Source organism: Streptomyces himastatinicus ATCC 53653 (assembly GCF_000158915.1).
Classification (GTDB): Bacteria; Actinomycetota; Actinomycetes; order Streptomycetales; family Streptomycetaceae; genus Streptomyces; species Streptomyces himastatinicus.
The window spans coordinates 1,863,318-1,882,594 of sequence record NZ_GG657754.1; the positions used below are offsets into that span (position 1 = coordinate 1,863,318).

At 71.3% G+C, this 19,277-nt stretch carries 21 protein-coding genes and 2 pseudogenes; 11 read left to right on the forward strand and 12 right to left on the reverse strand.

The annotated features are described in order from the left end of the window. From SSOG_RS07130 to SSOG_RS07145, 4 genes are all read right to left on the reverse strand, one after another. The coding region (locus SSOG_RS07130; protein ID WP_039936787.1) for a Gfo/Idh/MocA family protein at window positions 1–1,178 on the reverse strand (1,178 nt) is incomplete at its 3' end. Window positions 1,179–1,219: 41 nt separating this feature from the next. Then, window positions 1,220–2,608: an ABC transporter substrate-binding protein gene (locus SSOG_RS07135; protein ID WP_009713536.1), complete on the reverse strand. Its 1,389-nt coding sequence runs from the start codon at window positions 2,606–2,608 to the stop codon at window positions 1,220–1,222. Between the two features lie 9 nt (window positions 2,609–2,617). Continuing rightward, on the reverse strand, window positions 2,618–3,565 hold the full coding sequence (locus SSOG_RS07140; RefSeq protein WP_050799802.1) for a carbohydrate ABC transporter permease: 948 nt from the start codon (window positions 3,563–3,565) through the stop codon (window positions 2,618–2,620). 10 nt (window positions 3,566–3,575) lie between these two features. Beyond that, window positions 3,576–4,502, reverse strand: a complete 927-nt coding sequence (locus SSOG_RS07145) for a carbohydrate ABC transporter permease (protein WP_009713538.1) — start codon at window positions 4,500–4,502, stop codon at window positions 3,576–3,578. A gap of 174 nt (window positions 4,503–4,676) precedes the next feature. On the opposite strand from SSOG_RS07145, the gene SSOG_RS07150 reads away from it, so the two are divergent. Beyond that, window positions 4,677–5,846: an ROK family transcriptional regulator gene (locus SSOG_RS07150; RefSeq protein WP_009713539.1), complete on the forward strand. Its 1,170-nt coding sequence runs from the start codon at window positions 4,677–4,679 to the stop codon at window positions 5,844–5,846. 49 nt (window positions 5,847–5,895) lie between these two features. Here SSOG_RS07150 and SSOG_RS07155 read toward each other — a convergent pair whose 3' ends face one another. The 3 genes and pseudogenes from SSOG_RS07155 to SSOG_RS07160 all read right to left on the reverse strand — a co-directional run bounded on the left by SSOG_RS07155 (window position 5,896) and on the right by SSOG_RS07160 (window position 6,915). Continuing rightward, window positions 5,896–6,204, reverse strand: a complete 309-nt coding sequence (locus SSOG_RS07155) for a hypothetical protein (RefSeq protein WP_009713540.1) — start codon at window positions 6,202–6,204, stop codon at window positions 5,896–5,898. Between the two features lie 106 nt (window positions 6,205–6,310). Next, a pseudogene (locus SSOG_RS50900) lies at window positions 6,311–6,415 on the reverse strand (glycoside hydrolase family 16 protein); the annotation flags it as partial. Between the two features lie 80 nt (window positions 6,416–6,495). Beyond that, window positions 6,496–6,915: an ankyrin repeat domain-containing protein gene (locus SSOG_RS07160; protein ID WP_009713542.1), complete on the reverse strand. Its 420-nt coding sequence runs from the start codon at window positions 6,913–6,915 to the stop codon at window positions 6,496–6,498. Window positions 6,916–7,122: 207 nt separating this feature from the next. Between SSOG_RS07160 and SSOG_RS07165 the strand changes: the two genes are divergently transcribed. After that, on the forward strand, window positions 7,123–7,317 hold the full coding sequence (locus SSOG_RS07165) for a hypothetical protein (RefSeq protein ID WP_039936790.1): 195 nt from the start codon (window positions 7,123–7,125) through the stop codon (window positions 7,315–7,317). A 1-nt stretch (window position 7,318) separates the two neighbouring features. Next, a complete protein-coding gene (locus tag SSOG_RS07170; protein WP_050799804.1) occupies window positions 7,319–8,923 on the forward strand; it encodes an RraA family protein in 1,605 nt (534 codons plus the stop codon). Window positions 8,924–8,951: 28 nt separating this feature from the next. Here SSOG_RS07170 and SSOG_RS07175 read toward each other — a convergent pair. Beyond that, a pseudogene (locus tag SSOG_RS07175) lies at window positions 8,952–10,476 on the reverse strand (SCO1417 family PLP biosynthesis transcription factor). Window positions 10,477–10,553: 77 nt separating this feature from the next. Here SSOG_RS07175 and yczE point away from each other — a divergent pair. Beyond that, window positions 10,554–11,306, forward strand: a complete 753-nt coding sequence (gene yczE, locus SSOG_RS07180) for a membrane protein YczE (RefSeq protein WP_009713546.1) — start codon at window positions 10,554–10,556, stop codon at window positions 11,304–11,306. Window positions 11,307–11,562: 256 nt separating this feature from the next. Next, entirely contained in the window at window positions 11,563–11,940 is a 378-nt protein-coding gene (locus tag SSOG_RS07185; RefSeq protein ID WP_009713547.1) for an RNA polymerase-binding protein RbpA, read from the forward strand. Between the two features lie 89 nt (window positions 11,941–12,029). Here the strand turns inward: SSOG_RS07185 and fxsA are convergent, their stop codons facing one another. Beyond that, a complete protein-coding gene (fxsA, locus tag SSOG_RS07190) occupies window positions 12,030–12,641 on the reverse strand; it encodes an FxsA family membrane protein (protein ID WP_039936792.1) in 612 nt (203 codons plus the stop codon). 127 nt (window positions 12,642–12,768) lie between these two features. Between fxsA and SSOG_RS53325 the strand changes: the two genes are divergently transcribed. From SSOG_RS53325 to SSOG_RS07215, 6 genes are read left to right on the forward strand one after another with little or no spacing between them, the layout of a single operon-like run. Next, complete coding sequence (locus SSOG_RS53325) at window positions 12,769–12,933, forward strand: hypothetical protein (RefSeq protein ID WP_167542470.1); 165 nt, start codon at window positions 12,769–12,771, stop codon at window positions 12,931–12,933. Next, window positions 12,930–13,385, forward strand: coding sequence for an MrpF/PhaF family protein (locus SSOG_RS07195; protein ID WP_009713549.1), 456 nt, complete (start codon window positions 12,930–12,932; stop codon window positions 13,383–13,385). The genes SSOG_RS53325 and SSOG_RS07195 overlap by 4 nt, the downstream gene beginning before the upstream one ends. Next, window positions 13,382–13,651, forward strand: a complete 270-nt coding sequence (locus SSOG_RS07200; RefSeq protein WP_039936795.1) for a DUF4040 domain-containing protein — start codon at window positions 13,382–13,384, stop codon at window positions 13,649–13,651. The genes SSOG_RS07195 and SSOG_RS07200 overlap by 4 nt, the downstream gene beginning before the upstream one ends. Next, on the forward strand, window positions 13,648–14,418 hold the full coding sequence (locus tag SSOG_RS07205; protein WP_009713551.1) for an MnhB domain-containing protein: 771 nt from the start codon (window positions 13,648–13,650) through the stop codon (window positions 14,416–14,418). The genes SSOG_RS07200 and SSOG_RS07205 overlap by 4 nt, the downstream gene beginning before the upstream one ends. Then, window positions 14,415–14,759, forward strand: coding sequence for a sodium:proton antiporter (locus SSOG_RS07210; protein ID WP_009713552.1), 345 nt, complete (start codon window positions 14,415–14,417; stop codon window positions 14,757–14,759). Before SSOG_RS07205 ends, SSOG_RS07210 begins: the two co-directional genes overlap by 4 nt. Window positions 14,760–14,763: 4 nt before the next feature. Next, complete coding sequence (locus tag SSOG_RS07215; RefSeq protein WP_039936796.1) at window positions 14,764–16,578, forward strand: complex I subunit 5 family protein; 1,815 nt, start codon at window positions 14,764–14,766, stop codon at window positions 16,576–16,578. A 71-nt stretch (window positions 16,579–16,649) separates the two neighbouring features. On the opposite strand, the gene SSOG_RS07220 is transcribed toward SSOG_RS07215, so the two are convergent. The 3 genes from SSOG_RS07220 to lnt all read right to left on the reverse strand — a co-directional run. Next, entirely contained in the window at window positions 16,650–16,841 is a 192-nt protein-coding gene (locus SSOG_RS07220; RefSeq protein ID WP_009713554.1) for a Rho termination factor N-terminal domain-containing protein, read from the reverse strand. A gap of 79 nt (window positions 16,842–16,920) precedes the next feature. Further along, on the reverse strand, window positions 16,921–17,643 hold the full coding sequence (locus SSOG_RS07225; RefSeq protein WP_050800284.1) for a polyprenol monophosphomannose synthase: 723 nt from the start codon (window positions 17,641–17,643) through the stop codon (window positions 16,921–16,923). A gap of 179 nt (window positions 17,644–17,822) precedes the next feature. Beyond that, window positions 17,823–19,277 (reverse strand): apolipoprotein N-acyltransferase (gene lnt, locus SSOG_RS07230; protein WP_106516366.1); only part of this gene is annotated, 1,455 nt, incomplete at its 5' end.

Sequence of the window (19,277 nt, forward strand, 5' to 3'; positions counted from 1 at the left end):
AAGTCCGGGATGTCCAGGCGGGCACCGCCCTGGAGCGCGGACCGGTGGGCGACGATGCCCGGCAGGGTGTAGCGGGCCGCGACCCATGCGTTCACCGTGGGCAGGGTGCGGGTGTTGACGGCGGTGACGAAGTCGTCAACGAGGAAGTGGTGGCTGCCCTCGTGACCGTTGGGCAACTGGGCGAACTCCTTCGGCAGCCGCGACCGGTCGTGCACGGGCGCGCTGCCCGAGGTGAAGGCGTCCCGCAGCGCGGGGGCGACCTCGGCGAGCGACGGATCGTCGGGGGACAGGGTCGGCGCGGGCTGGAGGTGCTCCGAGACGTCTTGGACGCCCTTCTTGTCCTGCCAGAAGCTCACGGTGGCGAGCTGTTCGAGACTGCCCTCGGTGCCGAAGAAGCGGAACCGCGACTCGCGGATGTGCGAGGGGTAGCCCACCCGCCGGAACTCGTTGATGCGGAACGATCCGCCCCCGGCGGCCTCGAAGAGCGCGGTGGCGTTGGAGAAGTCGTTGTCGAACTGGCTGACCTCCCGGTCGAAGACGCCGTCCCCCCGCTCGTCCCGGACGCCTATCGCGGACACGCTCACCGCGTGGGTCTGCCAGGCGCCCAGCACCCCGCCGACCGAGTGGGTGGGGTAGTGCAGCGGCGGATAGCTCGCGGTGGACTTCCAGTTCTCGCCGCCGCTGTACTGGTACGCCTCGTAGAACCCGAGGTCCATGTCGTGGACGTAGTCGCCCTCGGCGTAGAAGAGCCGCCCGAAGCCGCCCTCGGTGATCTTCTCCCGGGCGTAGACGGTGGCCGGGTTGTACTGGCTGGTCTCGCCCATCATGTACGTCAGCCCGGTCTCCCGGACGGCCTCGATGATGGCGGCGATCTCCTCCTCGCTGACGGCCATCGGCACGGCCGAGTACACATGCTTCCCGGCGCGCAGGGCCCGGACGACGAGGGGACCGTGGGTCCAGCGCTGGGTGAACAGCGCGACGGCGTCCACGTCGGACTCCAGCATGGCCTCGAACGAGGGATGGGTACCGGCCAGCCCGTACTGGGAGACCAGCCGGTCCGCGCGCTCGGGCAGCAGATCGGTGACGGTGACGTCCCCGACGCCCGGGTGGGCCTGGAAGAGCTTGGCGAACTGGCCGGCGAACTGCCCGGCGCCGACGATGCCAAGGGTGAACGGCATGGAGTGCCCTTTCACTGGTCAAGGACTCATCGGTCGAAGAGTCACTGGTCGAAGAGGAAGTTGATCTGCTTGTTGGTGCGGTCGAGCACCTCGGACGCGGACGCCCCGTTGGCGTAGATGTCCTCCAGCGCGGGGGCCATCAGGGCCTGAATATCGGCGGCGTAATTGGTGATGGGGAAGGGGAAGGTGGTGCGGTCGGCGACCGGCTTGGTGAAGGCCGTGGTGTCGATGCCGTCCTTCTGGTACGCGGCCGCTGCCACCGCCGTGCCCGCCTTGGTCGCGGGGAAGACGATGCCGTGTTCACCGACCGTCTTCTGGCACGCGTTCGACGCCAGATAGGCCACCCACTTCTCGGCGCCCTTCTTGTTCTTCGCGTGCTTGCTGATGGAGTCGGCGAGGCCGTTCATCATGGTGGCGCGGTGACCGGACGGCCCGACGGGAGTCAGGGCGGTGCCGACGTCGACACCCTTGAGCCCCGCGAAGGTCGAGATCATCCAGGAGCCGTGCATCGCGATGGCGGCCTTGCCGGAACCCAGCTGGGTCTGCGGCTGATTGGAGTCCGAGTAGTCCTCGTACGGCGGGAGGTACCCCTTCTTCGCCAGGCCGTAGTACCACTTGATCGTGTTCTTGAAGGCGGCCTGGTCGTAGTTGTAGTGGTCGCCCCACACCTTCTTGTTCGTGAACTGCCAGCCGGTCGACGCCGCGAAGGCGCTCCACTGGGTCTGGCCGTTGTCAATGCCGTCGACGTTGGTCGCGAGGCCATAGGTCCGTACGTGCTTCTTGTCGAAGCCCGGCTCATCCCCCCTGACCCCGTTCCGGTCGACGGTGAGATGGGCGATGGTCTTCTCGAAGGTGCCGCCGTCCCGGGGGTTCCAGGTCATCGAGTCGAGATCCTTGGCGGATATCCCGGCGGCCTTGGCCATCTTCTTGTTGTAGAAGAGGGCGACGGTGTCCCAGTCCTTCGGGGCGCCGTAGCGGTGGCCGTCCTGCCCGATCCACGAGGCGCCGAGACCGGGCTGGTAGTCGGTGTTCTTGATGCCCTTGGTCGCGGGCAGCTCGTCGAGCGGGGCGAGCACCCCGAGGTCGGCGAACTGGGCGAACTTGGAGACGTGGTCGGTGAAGACATCGGGCGCGGTGTCCGAGATGAACGCGGCGGTGAGCTTGGTCCAGTAGTCGTCCCACCCCACTTGGCTGATCTTGATGGTGAGTCCGGGGTTCTTCTTCTCGAAGTCCTCCGCGCACGCCTTGTACGCGGGCAGCTGATTGGCGTCCCAGAGCCAGTAGCTGACGGTCCGCTGTGTGGAGGCCGACGAGGAGCCCTGCGGTGCGCAGCCCGCCACGAGGGTGAGCGCGGCGGCTCCGCCGAGCGCGACCGCGGTGCGGAAGGCGCGCGGTGCGCGAGGGGTGCGGAAGGTCCGTGCCGTTGCCATCGCTGCCTCCTACTTGATTCCGGTGAAGCCGACGGAGTTGACGATGCGCCGGGCGAAGGCGGCGAACAGCAGGAGCATCGGGAGCGCGGCGACCAGCGTCGCCGACATCAGTCCGGCCCAGTCCACCCCGGTCTGCGGCGACTGGGCGCGGAAGATGCTCAGCGCGACGGTGAGCACCCGGGAGCTGTCGCTGTAGGACACCATGAGCGGCCAGAAGTAGTCGTTCCATGACGTCATGTAGGTGAGGATGGCGAGGGTCGTGATCGGGGCTCCCGCCATCGGCAGGATGAGCCGGAAGAAGACCCGCACCTTTCCCGCCCCGTCCAGCAGCGCGGCCTCCTCGATCTCCCGGGGGATGTTCATGAAGAACTGGCGGAGGAAGAACACGGCGAACGGCGTCATGAACATCGTGGGCAGTGCGATGCCGAGCAGGTTGTCGACCAGGCCCAGCTCCTTGATGAGGACGAAGTTCGGCAGCAGGGTGAAGACGGCGGGCACCATGAGCCCGGCGAGCACCAGCCCGTACACGGTGTCCCGGCCGCGCCATCGGAGGCGGGCGAAGGCGTAGGCGGCCATGGCGGAGAACAGGACCTGGCAGAAGGTGATCACCGTCGAGACGAGCACCGAGTTGAGCAGATAGCGCCAGAAGTGGAGGCTGCCGCCCGCGCCGCCCTCGGCGAGGGCGTCCTTGGTGCTCTGGAGGCCGAAGACCCGGGCGAAGCCGCCCAGGCTGATGTCGACGGGCAGCAGGGAGGAGGGGTGGGCGGCGAGCGCGGTGTTGGTGGACAGCGCGGTTCGCAGGATCCAGTAGAAGGGGAACAGCGTCACCACCATGACCCCGCCCATGAGCACCCAGGCGAGGACGCGGCCGGGTGAGGGCCTGCGCCGCACTGTGAGCGCGGTCCGGGTGGTGGCCGGGCTGGGGGCACCGAGTTTCGTGGGTGTCGCCAATGCCATGACGGGCTCCCTAACCGAGATCCGTTTGGCCGGCCTTGGTGAGCCGGTACTGAACGATGGTGATCACGCTGAGGACGATCAGCAGCGCGACGGACATCGCGGAGGCGTAGCCGAACTGGAACCGTCCGAACGCGGCTCCGTAGATGTAGTACTGGAGCACGTTGGTGGCGTTGGCCGGGCCTCCGGCGGTGGTGACCGCGACCGTGTCGAACACCTGGAACGACCCGATGACGGTCATGATGAGCACGAGCGCGAGGATCGGGCGCAGCAGCGGCATCGAGATCCGCCAGAACATCCGCCACTCCCCCGCCCCGTCGATCCGCCCCGCCTCGTACATGTCCTTGGGGATCGCCTGGAGCCCGGCGAAGAGCAGCAGGGCCGTGTAGCCCACGTGCCGCCAGACGTTGACGAGCGCGATCGTGGGGATCGCCCACGTCTTGCTCCCGAAGAAGGCGATGTGGCCGAAGCCGAGGGCGCCGAGGATCTGGTTGCCGATGCCGAGCTGGGTGTCGAGCATCCACAGGAAGACGATGCCGGTGACCACGTTGGAGACCAGATACGGGGTGAGCACGATGCCGCGCACGAACGCCGACTGGGTCAGCCGCTGCATCAGGACAGCGATCAGCAGGGCCACGACCGTCTGCACCCCGATGTTCATGACCACGTAGACGACGGTGACGCGCAACGAGTCCCAGAAGATGGGGTCGTTGACCATGCGCACGTAGTTGTCCAGACCCACCCACTCCGGCGGGGTCAGCAGGTTGAACCGGGTGAAGCTCAGATAGATGCCGCGCAGGGTGGGCCAGAGGAGGAAGACGAGGAACCCGAACAGAGCGGGTGCGATGAACGCCGCCGCGAGCAGCCCGTCGCCGCGGGCGTCCTGGCGGTGGGCGCCCTGGCGGTGGGCGCCCGCGCGGTGGGGCGAGGCGATGGCCATAAGACTCCCTTGTCCATGACGTGGTCCATGGCCGTTTAGTTTCGTGACGAAAAAATAGAGCTGTCAAGACCCGTGCATGAGGTGGGGAAAACCCGTTGTCCACAGCCCAGGACCCCGCCATTGTTTTCGTCGGGAAAGATATATAGGCTCCGGGATGTGGATGATGAAGGCTCGATGAGTGCGCTGGCGGCCAGTTGGGCACCGCTGAGTCCCGCCGAGCGGGCGGTGGCGATCGAGGTGCTGATGCACGGCCCTCTTTCCCGCGGTGAGATCGCCAAGCGACTGGATCTTTCGGCGGGCAGCCTCACCCGGCTGACCAAGCCGCTGATCGAGTCCGGGCTGCTGGTCGAGGAGGCATGGCCGAACGCGTCCCGTCCGGCCAGGACCGGCGGTCAGGGGCGACCCTCCCAGCCGCTGGACATCGTGGCCGAGTCCCGCTACTTCGCCGGATTCAAGATCACCGGCGATGCGGTGTACGGCGTGGTCACCACGCTCAAGAGCGAGGTCGTGGCCCAGCGGACCCGTCCGCTCGGCACCCATGACCCCGAGGAAATCGCGGACCTCCTCGATGCGTTCGTCCAGGACTTCAGCCGCGACTTCCCCCGGCTGGCCGGAATCGGCGTGGGCGTGGGCGGCCATGTCCGGGGCCGGTCCACCGTCGTCGACTCCGCCTTCCTGGACTGGGACGACGTCCCGTTCGCCGAGCTCCTGGAGCGGCGCACCGGGCTCCCGGTGGTGGTGGAGAACGACGTGGTGGCCCTCACCGAGGCCGAGACCTGGTTCGGCGCGGGGCGCGGGCTGGACCGCTTCGTGGTGCTCACGATCGGCGCGGGCATCGGATACGGCCTGGTCATCGGCGGCACCCTGGTCCGCGGCGCGGAGGACGGCCACGGTCTGGGCAAGCGCTGGATCATCGATCCGAACGGGCCCCTCACCCCGGACGGGGAGCGCGGCAGCGCGGTCGCGCTGCTCTCCATCCCGAGCATCCGCTACCAGGTGCAGGCCGCGCTGGGCCGGGAGATCGACTATCCCGGCATTCTCGCCCTCGCCGCATCCGGCGACCCGGTCACCGGCCGGGTGATCGACGAGGCGGCGCGGGGGCTGGGCATCCTGGTGGCGCAGATCGCCAACTTCGCGATGCCGCAGAAGATCCTGCTCGCCGGGGAGGGGGTCGGTCTGGTCGATGTGGCGGGCGAGACCATCCAGCGGACCATCGCCGCCCATCGCCATCCGCTGGCGGACCCGATCGACCTGGAGACCAAGGTCTCCGATTTCAACGACTGGGCACGGGGGGCCGCCGTGCTGGCCATCCAGGTGCTCGTCCTGGGCAAGACGGACGGATAGCCGCCGAGCGCTTCACCAGCGCACGGGTACTTCACCGGCACACGGGCGCTCAGTACCGCAGGCGGGCCGTATGACCGTCGATCCGCAGGATGCACTCCGTGAACAGCGCCATCGGGGGGCTGCCGTCCGCGGGCACCAGCCGCAGTTCGAGGTCCATGATGGATCTGATCACCTGGGCGGTACGGCTTCCGTCAGGGTCCGGGCCGCGCAGCGCCGACCACGACTCGAACTTGTCCCGGGCTTTTTCCCAAGCCGGTCCGGGCGTGAAGTGGCACAGGAAGACCGGCTGGTCGACCCCGTACTGCCGTAACTCGCCGACCGTGGCCTCACCTTGCATAAGCCACCAAGTGGCAGTCATCGCGCCCCCAACTCCCTACATGGGACTGGATACCGATCATACGGGTGCGGAAAGGCCGCCGAGGACCAACTCGATTCCGGAGCCCCACTCCAGCAGCCGCTCGTCCGGGCTCGTAGCCGACGTTCTCCATGACGTCGATCTCACCGCAGTTGGGCCGGCCCGCGCCGCCGATGTCGTTGCCGAGCATCCAGAAGGCGGGCCACATGCCCTGCCGGAACCGGCGCGGGCCGGTTCCGGGAGGGAAGGTGCGCGGCATGATCTCCATCGCTGCGGTGCGCTACGAGCCCGGCGTTACGACCCCGCGGGCCCGAACAGCGCGAGCAGGTCCTCCCGTCCGAACATGCGCGCCGTGTCGACCGCCGAGGGCGAGCCCGCGCGCGGGTCGGCACCGGCGGCCAGCAGGACCCGCAGCACCTCCTCCTCCCCCTTGAAGGCCGCCCCGGCGATGGGGGTCTGGCCCCGCTCGTTGACGCGGTTGGGGTCGGCGCCGCGCTCCAGCAGGGCGGACACCGCCGCGGCATGGCCGTGGTACGCGGCCAGCATGAGCAGCGAATCGCCCTTGTCGTTGGTGAGGTTGGCCGGAACGCCCGCGTCGACGTAGGCGGCGAGCGTGTCGGTGTCTCCGTGCCGGGCCAGGTCGAAGACCTTGGCCGCCAGTTGCAGCACCTCCGGGTCGTGAGCGGGCTCGCTCTCGGGGTTCGGTGCGCTCATCGCGTATCGCCTCCGGCTTCGCTAGCTGTGCGTTCACTGCCTGTGCATGCCGCTACCCGCACACGCGCTGTGCATGTGATCACCGGCACGGGACCATTGTTGCGCTTGCGCCGTCAATCTCCCCATTTGCACCTTTCCCCGGATGGATACATGCTGTGACCCTGGAATGACTCACGGTGAGAGTCCCCACCCAGCCAGGAGACCGAGATGATCCTGTCCATTTCCGGTGTCGTCCTGCTCGGCATCGTCGTCTTCATCTTCTTCCGCAAAGACGGCCTCAAGGCATCCCACGGCGTCGTGTGCGCCCTCTTCGGCTTCTACCTCGCGAGCACCGCCATCGCCCCGAGCATCAAGGCCGGTGGCGCAAGCCTCGCCAGTCTGCTGGGCGGGATCAAGATCTGACGTGGGCCTGCCACCGCTCCCCCGGCTCCGCCTCGGCGGCGCCGGGCGCGCCCCGTTCCGCCGCGGCCGCGAGTTCGCCCGCACCGCGGCCGACAGCGCCGCCGACGTCCTTCATCCGCTGCTCGCCCTCTCCCGGGGCTTGCGGGTGCTCGCCGCCGGGGCCCGGCGCCGGTGGGGGGAACTTCCGGGCGAACAGCGGGGGCCCGCGTTCTTCGTCGCGGCCGCCTGTCTGTTCGTCGTCTTCCTGCTGCCGTACGGACCGCTGGCCTCGGCGATCGGTCTGCTCGGCGCCGCGGGCTGGGCCGGGCGGGTGCGCGCCCCCGCCTCCCCGGGGCCGAGTGCCGACGGGACCGAGCGGCTGCGTCTGATCTACGAGGCGCTGGTGCCGTACTTCGCCGCCGCCGAGGACCCGGACCCGCTCTACTGCCACGGCGGCGAGTGGTCGCGCCCCTTCGAGTCGTTCGACTTCGACGAGGACGGGCGGCTGACCCGGCTGCTGCTGCGGTACCCCGCGTACTTCACGGACGGCGAGGCCGAGTCGCGGGCCCGCGTCGAACAGGTGCTGTACGCGAAGTCGGGGCGCGACCGGGAGTACCTGTTCACCTGGGACGAGGAGGCGAACCGGCTCACCCTGGCGGTGCTGCCCGCTCTGTCCACCGCGATCTGCGCCCAGCGCTTCGTGACCGCGCCGGGCGAGACGGTGCTCGGCTTCACGGACGCGTCGTCCGTGCGGCGGACCCTGCCGGTACTGGAGGGCGTCGACGACGAGACGGCCGAGGACGGCTCCGGCACGGACGACGCGGACGACGCGGCGACGACGCGGGACGTGCCACCCGTCGTCTGGCGCACCGGGCCGCGCTCCACCGAACCGCATCTGCTGGCGCTCGGCCGCCCCGGCAGCGGCACCACCACCCTGCTCCGCTCCATCCTGCTCCAGGCACTGCCGCACGGCGATGTGCTGGTGGTGGACGGCAGCGGATCCGGCGAGTACGCGTGCCTCGGCGGCCGCGCCGGGGTGCTGGCCGTCGAATGCGGGCTCGCCGGGGTGCTGGCGACGCTGGAGTGGGCCGGGCACGAGACCGAACGGCGGCTGCTCGCCGCCAACCGCGCCCGCCAGTTCGGCCATCCGCCGCCGGAGGACGTCCAGCGCCCGCTGTGGATCGTGCTGGACTGGCCGTCTTTTATCAGCCATGTAGCGGCGGCGGACGGCCGTACGGACCCGCAGGAGCTGCTCCAGGTGCCGCTGCGGCACGGGCGGGCGGCGAACGTACGGGTCGTGGTGGCCGAACAGCTCGACGCGGCGGAGGGCCTGAGCGAGGCCGTACGGTTCCACACCCGCGCCCGAGTGGTCCTCGGCCCGGCCTCACTCGAACAGACCACCGCCGTACTGGGCGCCCCGCCGCCCACCACCCCGGTGCCGGAGGTACCGGCGGGCCGGGGGTACGCGCGGCTCGGCGCGGGGCCGGTGCACCGGCTCCAGGTGCCGGCCACGCCCGATCCGTACGACGACGCGACGAGCGAGGGGCAGCGGCGGGCGGTGCTGCGGCTGCTGCCGGGGCCGGACGCGGGCTCCCCGGGCGAGCGGGTGGTGGCCACGCGCAAGTGACCGCGAGCCCCAGGGAGGAGAGGGCGGGTCAGGCCACCCAGGTGCGCGGGGTCTCCGCCTCCACCGTGGCGCCCGTCGCCACCAGGTCCGCGGCCGCCGCCAGGCGCTCGGCGGCCTTGTCGGCCACCGCGCCCGCCACCGTGAACGGGAGCCGGACGTAGCCCTCGAAGGCGCCGTCCACGCCGAAGCGCGGGCCCGAGGGGACGCGGACGCCCAGCCGGGCCCCGGCCTCCGCGATACGGGAGCCGGAGAGGCCGCCGGTGCGGGCCCAGAGGGTGAGGCCGCCGTGCGGAACGGTGAACTCCCAGTCGGGGAGGTGGCGTCGTACGGCGGCCACGAGCGCGTCCCGGTTGTCCCGGGCGTTCGCGCGGCGGACCTCGATCGCCTCTTCCCAGCCGCCGGTGTTCAACAGCCAGGCGACGGCGAGCTGTTCGATGACCGGCGTGCCCAGGTCGGCGTAGGCGCGGGCGGCGACCAGGCTGCGGATGACGTCGGGTGCGGCACGGACCCAGCCGATGCGCAGCCCGGCCCAGAAGGACTTGCTCGCGGAACCGACGGTGATGACGGTGCTGCCCGCCGGGTCGAAGGCGGAGACCGGGCGGGGCAGCTCGACGTCGTCGTCCAGCCGCAGTTCGGTCATGGTCTCGTCGGCGATCAGGACCGTCCCGGCCGCGCGGGCGGCGTCGACGAGGCCGCGGCGCTGCTCGTCGGTGGCGAGCGCGCCGGTGGGGTTGTGGAAGTCCGCGACGACATAGGCCATACGGGGCGCGGCGGCGCCGAGGACCTGGCGCCAGGCCGGGATGTCCCAGCCGGCGAGCCGGTCGGCCATCGCGACGGGCACCAGCCGGGCGCCCGCCTCCCGCATCAGCTGGAGGACGTTGGCGTAGCTGGGCGATTCGACGGCGACGCGCTCACCGGGGCGGACCATGAGCCGGCAGGTGGCGGCGACGGCGCCCATGGCGCCGGTGGTGACCATGATCTGTTCGGGCATGGTCGGTACGCCGCGGGCGGTGTACCGGTCGGCCAGCGCCTGGCGCAGGGCGGGCAGGCCCGCGGGGTAGTCGCCGTGGGGTGTGGGCGTACGGCGGCAGCTCCTCCAGGGCGCCGCGCGTCGCGCGGGTCAGCCAGGGCTCGGGGGCGGGGAGCGCGGCGCAGCCGAGGTCGATGACGGAGGCGGCGGCCTCTGGGGGCAGCGGGTCGAGTCCGCGGGTGGGCAGCGGGCTTCCGGCGGGCATGGCGGTCCAGCTGCCCGCGCCGCGCCGCGACTCCAGGAACCCCTCGCCGCGCAGCGCCTCGTAGGCGGCGGCGACGGTGGTGCGGCTGACGGCGAGCGCCGCGGCGAGTTCGCGCTCGGCGGGCAGCCGGGCCGCGACCGGGACCCGGCCCTCCAGCAGGAGCAGCCGTACGCCGTCGGCGAGCGCGCGGTAGGCGGGGACGCGGCGGCCGCCGTTGAGCGACGCGACGGGGCTCGGCACGGTCGCCTCGCGGGTGTGCTGGGAGCCGAGCAGGCGGGCCAGTTGAGGTGCCCCCACCGCAGAGGTCCACGGACTCATCGGTTGCGGTCCACCTTTCCCGGATTGGCCATGGAACTGGACTGGTCCCAGGCATCAGAGTGACATGCCATCGGCCAATGGCACCAGTCCACACCGAAGTGGCCGCTCACCCTCAGGAGTACACGTTGTCCAAGGAACCCTCGGGGGGCTCCCGTCTCGCCCGTCGTCTCGTCCAGCTCTACGGAGGGCTCGTGCTGTACGGCGTGGGCATGGGGCTCCAGGTGCGCGCCGCGCTCGGGCTCGATCCGTGGGACGTGTTCCACCAGGGGATCGTCAAGCGCACCCCGCTGTCGTTCGGCACGGTGACGATCATCGTCGGGGCCGCCGTGCTCCTGCTGTGGATTCCGCTGCGGCAGCGTCCGGGACTGGGCACGGTGTCGAACGTGATGGTGATCGGGGTCACGGTGGACGCCACCCTGTGGCTCGTACCGCAGCCGGACGCGCTGGCGCTGCGCGTTCCCCTGCTGCTGGCCTCGATCGTGGTGGGCGGCGCGGCCACCGGGCTGTACATCTCGGCGCGGTTCGGCCCGGGGCCGCGGGACGGCCTGATGACGGGGCTGCACCAGCGCACCGGCCGGTCGGTCCGGCTGGTGCGGACCGGGATCGAGGTGGCCGTGCTGGCCACGGGGTTCGCGCTGGGCGGCTCGGTGGGAGTGGGCACGGTTCTGTACGCGCTGGCCATCGGGCCGCTTTCGCAGTACTTCCTGGGCCTGTTCGCGATACCCTCAGCCACCGGCGAAGCGACCGGAGACGCTCCCGAGGAGACGACGGAGAGTTCACCGGTGGTGGCGCAGGGCGGTCCACGGAGTCCGATCCGTGACCTGATTTAGCCCTCGCGTGCGTGGAGCGGTAGTGTACGCCCTTGGCCCACCAGGCGGACCGTTACTGCGCGCTAAAGCAAGAGAAACGCTGGGTGACATCTGCTGCCAGATGTGACAAACCGGGCGCCTGTGGGTAGAACAACGGGGCGGCACGACGGGCGACGCATGTCCCAGTACGGGAATCTTCACCGCCGACCGGACGTTGACCGGATGACGACGACAGCGACACCTGTCCTGTGGGCGAGAAGCCCGGGAGGCACGATTCATGAGTGAGCGAGCTCTTCGCGGCACGCGACTCGTGGTGACCAGCTACGAGACCGACCGCGGCATCGATCTGGCCCCGCGCCAGGCGGTGGAGTACGCATGCCAGAACGGACACCGATTCGAGATGCCGTTCTCGGTGGAGGCGGAGATTCCGCCGGAGTGGGAGTGTAAGGCGTGCGGCGCCATGGCACTCCTGGTGGACGGCGAGGGACCTGAGGAGAAGAAGGGCAAGCCCGCGCGCACGCACTGGGACATGCTCATGGAGCGGCGTACCCGTGAAGAACTGGAGGAGGTGCTGGCCGAGCGGCTGGCGATCCTGCGGTCGGGCGCCATGAACATCGCCGTGCATCCGCGCGACACGAGCCGTAAGTCTGCCTGATCTCTACACGGCAGTACTGACGTACAAGGGCTGGGTCCACTGCTGAGCAGTGGCCCCGGCCCTTGTGCGCTTTTCTGTGCGCTTCTCGATCAGTCCTTGTCGTCCCGGACCACATCGCCCCGGCCCGTGTCGTCCCGGCTCACGTCGTCGCGGACCACCTCGCCCTGGATGACCTGGCCGTCCCGCGAGCCCCCGGCCGAATCCGAACCCGAGCCCGACCCCGGCTGCCGCCCCGGCCCGCCCTGCCCGAAGGCGACGCCCAGCGAGCCCGGCGTGTAGCCCATCCGGCGCGACAGCGCGGACTCGGCACGCCGCCGCAGCACCGCCGCCGTCGGCGGGAACAGGCACAGCAGCGCGGCCACGTCCGAGATCAGCCCCGGGATCATCAGCAGCAGCCCGCCGAGCATGGTGAAGGAGTTGCCGGTACGTCCCGGCTGTTCGGCGGGCTCGGCGCCCTGCTGCATCGTCCGGGCCAGGTTCTGCCAGGCCCGGCGCCCCGCCCGCTTGACGACGGCCGCGCCGCCGACCGCGCCCGCGATCAGCAGCAGGAAGACGGTGAGCCCACCGGCCGCCTCCGCGACCAGGGTCAGCAGCCAGATCTCCAGCACCAGCCAGGCGGCGATGCCCAGCGGCACGAAAGTGCGGGCACGGCTGCGCTTCGGGCGGGTCGGGTCGCTCTGCGGGGATGCGCCGGTCATCATGCCTCCAAGTGTGCCCGGGCCCGAGCGCTGTACGGACCCCGGGTGGTGGATCCAGGCAGCCCCGGACGCGTATCCACGGGGAATCGGCGGCGGCGGTCCGGGTACCCGCCGCCGCGGAGGTGGCGGAATGTCCGGTGTGCTCGAAGTACTGGCCTGGTGGCTGGTGCTGACCGGGGTCTGGCTGGTGCTCATCAGCACCGTCGACTCCCTGGAGGTCATGGTGGGCGCGGCCGCCGCGCTGCCCACCGCCCTCGTCGCCCGCGCCGCGCGCCGGGTGGTGACGGGCCGGTGAGGGCGGACGACGGCTGGCTGGCGGTGGCGCTGGTGCCGCTGCTCGCCCTCGTACCGGTGCTGTGGCGGGTCTCCCGCGGGGCGCCGGAGGACCGGCTGATCGCCCAGAACCTCAGCTCGCTGCTGGGCGGTCTGGCGCTGCTCCCGGCCGCGCAGGGCTTCGGCCGCCCCGCGTACGTGGACGTCGCGCTGGTGCTGTCCGTACTCGGGCCCACCGGCACGCTGATCTACGCCCGCTTCCTCGGCGTCCTGCCCGGCTCCCGGCTGGTGCGCCGGACGGCTCTGCTCGGGGTTCCGGCGATCGTGCTGCCGCTGTGCGTGGCGGCCGGGCCCGGCCGGGCGATGGCGAAGCTGCTGCTGATCGGGGCGCTGCTGATCGCGGGCAGCGTGGTGACCGGCGCGGGCGGCGGCCGCGGGCGGAAGGCCGCGGCGGACGGGGGCCGTACGGCATGACCGATGTCCTGATCGTCGTGGCGCTGCTGCTGGTCGCGGGCGCCGCCACCGCCGCCGTGCTCAACCGCGACCCGGTGCGGCAGGCGCTCGTGCTGTCGTTCCTCGGGCTGGCGCTGGCCCTGCTGTTCACGTTCCTCCAGGCCCCGGACGTCGCGCTGTCCCAGCTCGCGGTGGGCTCCGCGGTGACCCCGCTGATGATCCTGCTGACCGTACGGAAGGTGCGCCGCCGCCCCGGTGACAGCACGGACAAGGGGCGCGAGCGATGACCGCCCGGGGACGGCTGTGGCTCTTCCTCGTGGGAGCGGCCGCCTTCGCGATGGTGTTCGTCACCGCCTGCTTCTCCCTGCCGCCGTTCGGCTCGGTCCACCATCCGTACGGGGAGCGGGCCGTGCGCGCCGCCCTGAGCCACCACACGGCCAACGTGATCGCGTCCGTGAACTTCGACCTGCGCGCCCTGGACACCCTCGGCGAGGAGACGATCCTGTTCGCCGCCGTGCTCGGCACCGTCGTCCTGCTCCGCCAGACCGCCGACGAGCAGCGGACGCGGCCCGAGCCCGCCGTGGTGCGTCCCCGGGTGCGCTGGTTCGCGCTGGCGATGCTGCCGTTCGCGATGCTGATCGGCCTCTATGTGATCGCACACGGCCAGATCAGCCCGGGCGGCGGCTTCCAGGGCGGGGTGGTCACGGCGACCGCGCTGCACCTCCTCTACCTCGCCGCCGACTACCGGGCGCTGGAGCGCGTCCGGCCGGTCCCCCTGTACGAGATCGGGGACGCCGCCGGCGAGGCGGCCTATGTCGTCACCGGGCTCGGGGCCCTCCTCGCGGGCTCGGCGTTCCTCGCCAACGTCCTCCCCCTGGGCACCTTCGCCACCCTGTCCTCCGGCGGCACGGTGATCCTGCTGAACGCGGCCGTCGGTATCGAGGTCACCAGCGGGATCGTCGTCCTGCTGGCCCGGTTCCTGGACCAGGCCGTGGAGATCGGACACGCCGACGACGGAAACGACCACGGAAACGACGGAAAGGAGCGGGTGTGACGGTCCTGCCGTACCTGATCGCCGGATGGATCTTCCTGATCGGGGTGTACGGGCTGGTGACCAGCCGGAACCTGATCCACGCCGTGGGGTGCCTGGCCGTCGCCCAGTCCTCCACGTATGTGCTGCTGCTCGCCGTCGGCTACCGCCGCGGCGGCACCGCTCCGGTGTTCTCCGACGCGCCCACCGACAGCCGCGTGGTCGACCCGGTGGTCCAGGCGCTCGCCCTCACCGACATCGTGGTGGGCGCGACGGTGACCGCGCTGCTGCTCGCCCTCGTCGTCCAGCTCCGCAAACGGCACGGCACGGTCGACCCGGACGCGCTGTCCGAGCTGAAGGGCTGACCGGATGGACGCCGCGCGGCTGCTGCCGCTGGTGGTGGCCGTACCGCTGTTCGGCGCCGCGGTGCTGGTGGCCGCCGGGCGGCGGCTGCCCCGGCTCGCCTCGGACGTCCTGGGCTGCGCCTTCGCCGCCGCCACCGCCGCGACGACGCTGATCCTGGCGGGGCACTCCACGGGCCGTCCCGTGGAATGGGTGGGCGGCTGGCACCCGGTGCGGGGCGAGGGCGTGGGCATCGTGCTGGTGGGCGATCCGCTGGGCACTGGGCTCGCGGCGCTGGTCTCGCTGCTGGTGGTGGCCGTCCTGGTCTACTCCTGGCGCTACTTCGAGGAGCCGCCGCGGGGCCACACCGGCTCCTTCACGGCGCTGATCCTGCTCTTCCAGGCGGGCATGTGCGGCTTCGCGCTGACCGGGGACCTGTTCAACGCGTTCGTCTTCTTCGAGCTGATGGGCGTCGTCGCGTACGCCCTGACCGGCTTCCGGGTGGAGGAGCCGAAGCCGCTCCAGGGGGCGCTGGCCTTCGGCGTGGTGAACTCCCTCGGCGCCTACTGCATGCTGCTGGGCATCACGCTGCTGTACGCGCGCACCGGGGAGCTGGGCTTCGCCCAGCTCGGGCGGGCGCTGGACACGGGCCCTCCGGACGCCCTCGTACTCGTCGCGTTCGTCCTGGTGACGACGGGTCTGCTGGTGAAGGCGGCCGCGGTGCCCTTCCACTTCTGGCTGCCCGACGCCCACGCGGTCGCCCCCACGCCGGTGTGCATGCTGCTGTCCGGCGTCATGGTGGAGCTGGGGGTGTACGGGGTCGGCCGGGTCTACGGGACGGTCTTCGCGGGCCCGGGCGGCATCGCGCACTCCGCCTTCACCCACGCGCTGCTGGCCCTCGGGGTGCTCACAGCCGTGCTGGGCGCGCTCATGTGCTGGCAGCAGCGCCACCTCAAGCGGCTGCTGGCGTTCTCCACGGTGGCCCACACCGGGCTGTTCCTGACCGGTCTGGCCGTGCTCTCCCCCGACGCCGTCTCCGGGACGGCGCTCTACGTCGCCGGTCACGCGGGCGTGAAGGCGGCCCTGTTCGCGTGCGCGGGCATCCTGCTCGACCGGTACGCCTCCGTGGACGAGCACGAGCTGTACGGGAAGGCCCGGGAACTCCGCCTGGTGGGGGTCCTGTTCACGGTCGGCGGCCTGGCGCTGTGCGGGCTGCCGCCGTTCGGATCCGGGCTCGGCAAGGCGGTCGCGGAGGAGGCCGCCGGGCATGCGGCGGGCTGGCTGCCCGCGCTGTACGTCGTGGTGTCGGCGGTGACCGGCGGCGCGGTGCTGCGGGTGGCCCTGCGGGTCTTCGCCGGGGCGGGCCGGCCGCCGCACAACGGGCGGAGTTCGGGCCCGGAGACCACCGGTGAGGAGGAGCCGGAGACCGGCGGCCGCCTCGGGCGGATCCCGGTGCCGATGCTGGCCGTACCGGCGGTGCTGCTGGCCGGAGCGCTGGCGGTCGGGGTCATCCCGCCGCTGGCGTCGGCCGCCGGGCGGGCCGGGGCGCTGTTCACCGACGGCCCCGGCTACCAGCACGCGGTGCTCGGCGGACGCGCGGCGTCCGCCCCGGCGTTCGTGCCGCCGCACTGGTCGGCGGCCGGGCTCCTGCTCGGGCTGCTCTCCACGGCCCTCGCCATCGCCCTGGCCGCACTCGCGGTGCGGCGGCCCGCCCGCACCGGGGCGGCCGCGCTGCTCGCGCCCGTACGGCGACTCCAGTCCGGGCACGTCGGCGACTACGTCGCCTGGATGGTTGCCGGGACGGCACTGCTGACCGCGCTGACCGTCCCGGGGATCCGCTAGCGGATCGTTTCGGCGTCTGGATGTCCGGGCGTCCCGGCACTTGTGCCTGTGGACGCCCGGCTGTCTCGGTGTCAGCGGCTACGGCGCAGAGCGGAGATCAGCTGACTCTTCGACATCTGCGACCTGCCCTCGATCCCGGCCTTCTGGGCCTCGCGGTACAGGTCCTCCTTGGTACGCGCCTCCATGCCGCCGGACTTCGCACCCTTGGGGGCCATCGTCCTGCGCTGTGTGCGCTTGCTGCTCTTCATGGTCGTCTTGGGCATGTTCCGCCTCCTTCCGCCTTCAGTGTCCGGCAGATGACGGAACGCCGCCCGTGGGACTACTCCGAGCGCGCACGGCCCCCTACGGCTCCTTGCGGCCCAGCAGCTTGTTGACCCGTGAGCCCACGCCCCAGGACATGACGCGCCAGGCCGCCTCGGTGACGATGTCCCGGCTCATCTTGCTCTCCCCGCGCTCTCGCTCGATGAACGTGACGGGGACCTCGATGACGTGGAAGCCCGCCTTGACGGCGCGCCAGGCCAGGTCGATCTGGAAGCAGTAGCCCTGGGAGGCGACGGCCTCCATGCCGAGCCCCTCCAGGGTCTCCTTGCGGAAGGCCCGGTAACCGGCCGTCATGTCGCGGATCGGCACGTCCAGCATGAGCCGGGAGTACGTGCTGCCGCCCCGGGAGATGAACTCGCGGGACTTGGGCCAGTTGACGATCCGCCCGCCGGGCACCCAGCGCGAACCGATCACCAGGTCCGCGCCCTTGAGCGCGGTGAGCAGCCGGGGCAGCTCCTCGGGCTGGTGCGAGCCGTCCGCGTCCATCTCCACCAGAACGCCGTAGCCGTGCTCGATGCCCCAGCGGAAGCCCGCCAGATAGGCGGCGCCCAGGCCCTCCTTGCCCTTGCGGTGCAGGACCTTGACGTGGTCGTCCTCGACCGCAAGCTCGTCGGCGACCTTGCCGGTGCCGTCCGGGCTGTTGTCGTCGGCGACGAGGATGTGGGCGTCCGGTACGGACTCCCGGACCCGGGCGACGATCGGCGCGATGTTCTCGGCCTCGTTGTACGTGGGAATGATCACCAGGACGGTGCCGAGCGGGCCGTACTTCCGCCGCCCGCCGTCGTCCTGGCCGGTGCGGCGCGGCTCCGGACCCCCGTCTGCGGTGCCCGGCCTGTCGGCCTCGGTGCGCGGCTGGTCGGCCTCGGTGGTCGGCTCCTCGGCCCCGGTGCGCGGCTCCTCGGCCTCGCGTGCGTCGCTCACGGCTACTGCCCCTTCTTGTCCGTACGTCCCCGACGGCCGATCATGATCGCGGCCGCGCAGGACAGAACGCCCACCATAGCGAGCACCCACTCCGGGGTCGCACCGACGCGGTCGGCGAGGGTCGTGCCGTCACGCAGCGGGATGCGCGCGGTGAGCACATCTTGCGTGAATTCTTTCGTCCGCTGCTCGATCGTGCCATCCGGCGCGACGACCGCGCTGATCCCGCTGGTGGCCGCGCTGATCACCGGGCGGCCGTGCTCGACGGCCCGCAGCCGGTACATGGCCAGCTGCTGCTCGGGCTGGCCGGTGCGGCCGTAGGTGGCGTTGTTGGTCTGGACGACGAGCGCGCGGGCGCCCGCGTTGACCGTGTCGCGGACGATCTCGTCGTACGCGACCTCGAAGCAGATCACATCGCCCAGCCGGGCCGGGCCGACCTTCATCAGCCCGGTGTGGTCGCCGGGGTAGAAGTCGCGGGGGACGCGCTGGAGCCGGGTGATGATCTTGCTCAGTTCCTTGCGGAACGGCACGTACTCACCGAAGGGCACCGGGTGCTGCTTGGTATACGAGGCACCGGGGCCGTCCTTGGGGTCCCAGACGATGCCCTCGTTGAACACATAGCCCGGCTTACGGGGATGGTCGACCAGGGCGCCGACCAGCACCGGCACGCCGATCGCCTTCACGGCCTCGTCGATCCGGGCGTACGCCTCCCGGTACTGGAAGGGGTCCAGGTCGGAGGAGTTCTCCGGCCATATGACGAGGTCGGGCTTCTTGATCCGGCCGGCCTTGACGTCCTTGGCCAGGTCGAGCGTGGCGTCCACGTGGTTGTTGAGGATCTTCATGGGGCGGCCCAGGAAGTCCATGCCCGCCTGCTGCACATTGCCCTGGACGACGGCCACGTCCACGCTGTCGTCCGCCTTCGTCGGGATCGGCACCGCGAATCCGGCCGCGGTCACGGCGGCCGCGACGACGACCGCACCGGCGGCGGGCAGCGCGCCCCGCACCGAGAGGCGCCCTTCCGCCCGCAGCCGCCACAGGGCGAGCGCGGCGGAGGCCAGCAGTCCGCCCGTCAGCGCGACGGCGAAGGTGACCAGCGGGGCGCCGCCGACCGCGGCGAGCGGGGTGAACGGCGACCCGGTGTTGGCGAAAGCCAGCCGGCCCCAGGGGAAGCCGCCGAACGGCACCCGGTCCCGGGCCCACTCCTCGGTCACCCACAGACAGGCCGTCCACAGCGGCCACAGGGACGGCACCGGCAGCCGGGAGACCAGCGCGAACCCGGCGCCCATCAGCACCAGGAAGAGCGATTCGATGACGGACAGGCCGATCACCGCGTCCCAGCCGACCACGTGTAGCCACTTCAGCAGCAGCACGAAGAACGGCAGCCCGAACGCGAACCCCGTCCAGGCGCCCTGGCGGGCGGTGCGGCCGTACGTGAGCAGGCTCAGGGCCGCCACGGCCAG

What these genes read in the sequence shown, in the direction of transcription:
- SSOG_RS07200 (WP_039936795.1), top strand. Translation starts at nt 13,382, where the DNA reads ATGACCGATGTCCTGATCGTCGTGGCGCTGCTGCTGGTCGCGGGCGCC.
- SSOG_RS07135 (WP_009713536.1), bottom strand. Translation starts at nt 2,608, where the DNA reads ATGGCAACGGCACGGACCTTCCGCACCCCTCGCGCACCGCGCGCCTTC.
- SSOG_RS07185 (WP_009713547.1), top strand. Translation starts at nt 11,563, where the DNA reads ATGAGTGAGCGAGCTCTTCGCGGCACGCGACTCGTGGTGACCAGCTAC.
- yczE (WP_009713546.1), top strand. Translation starts at nt 10,554, where the DNA reads ATGGCACCAGTCCACACCGAAGTGGCCGCTCACCCTCAGGAGTACACG.
- SSOG_RS07150 (WP_009713539.1), top strand. Translation starts at nt 4,677, where the DNA reads ATGAGTGCGCTGGCGGCCAGTTGGGCACCGCTGAGTCCCGCCGAGCGG.
- SSOG_RS07145 (WP_009713538.1), bottom strand. Translation starts at nt 4,502, where the DNA reads ATGGCCATCGCCTCGCCCCACCGCGCGGGCGCCCACCGCCAGGGCGCC.
- fxsA (WP_039936792.1), bottom strand. Translation starts at nt 12,641, where the DNA reads ATGATGACCGGCGCATCCCCGCAGAGCGACCCGACCCGCCCGAAGCGC.
- SSOG_RS07220 (WP_009713554.1), bottom strand. Translation starts at nt 16,841, where the DNA reads ATGCCCAAGACGACCATGAAGAGCAGCAAGCGCACACAGCGCAGGACG.
- SSOG_RS07215 (WP_039936796.1), top strand. Translation starts at nt 14,764, where the DNA reads ATGGACGCCGCGCGGCTGCTGCCGCTGGTGGTGGCCGTACCGCTGTTC.
- SSOG_RS07205 (WP_009713551.1), top strand. Translation starts at nt 13,648, where the DNA reads ATGACCGCCCGGGGACGGCTGTGGCTCTTCCTCGTGGGAGCGGCCGCC.
- SSOG_RS07140 (WP_050799802.1), bottom strand. Translation starts at nt 3,565, where the DNA reads ATGGCATTGGCGACACCCACGAAACTCGGTGCCCCCAGCCCGGCCACC.
- SSOG_RS07165 (WP_039936790.1), top strand. Translation starts at nt 7,123, where the DNA reads ATGATCCTGTCCATTTCCGGTGTCGTCCTGCTCGGCATCGTCGTCTTC.
- SSOG_RS07160 (WP_009713542.1), bottom strand. Translation starts at nt 6,915, where the DNA reads ATGAGCGCACCGAACCCCGAGAGCGAGCCCGCTCACGACCCGGAGGTG.
- SSOG_RS53325 (WP_167542470.1), top strand. Translation starts at nt 12,769, where the DNA reads ATGTCCGGTGTGCTCGAAGTACTGGCCTGGTGGCTGGTGCTGACCGGG.
- SSOG_RS07155 (WP_009713540.1), bottom strand. Translation starts at nt 6,204, where the DNA reads ATGACTGCCACTTGGTGGCTTATGCAAGGTGAGGCCACGGTCGGCGAG.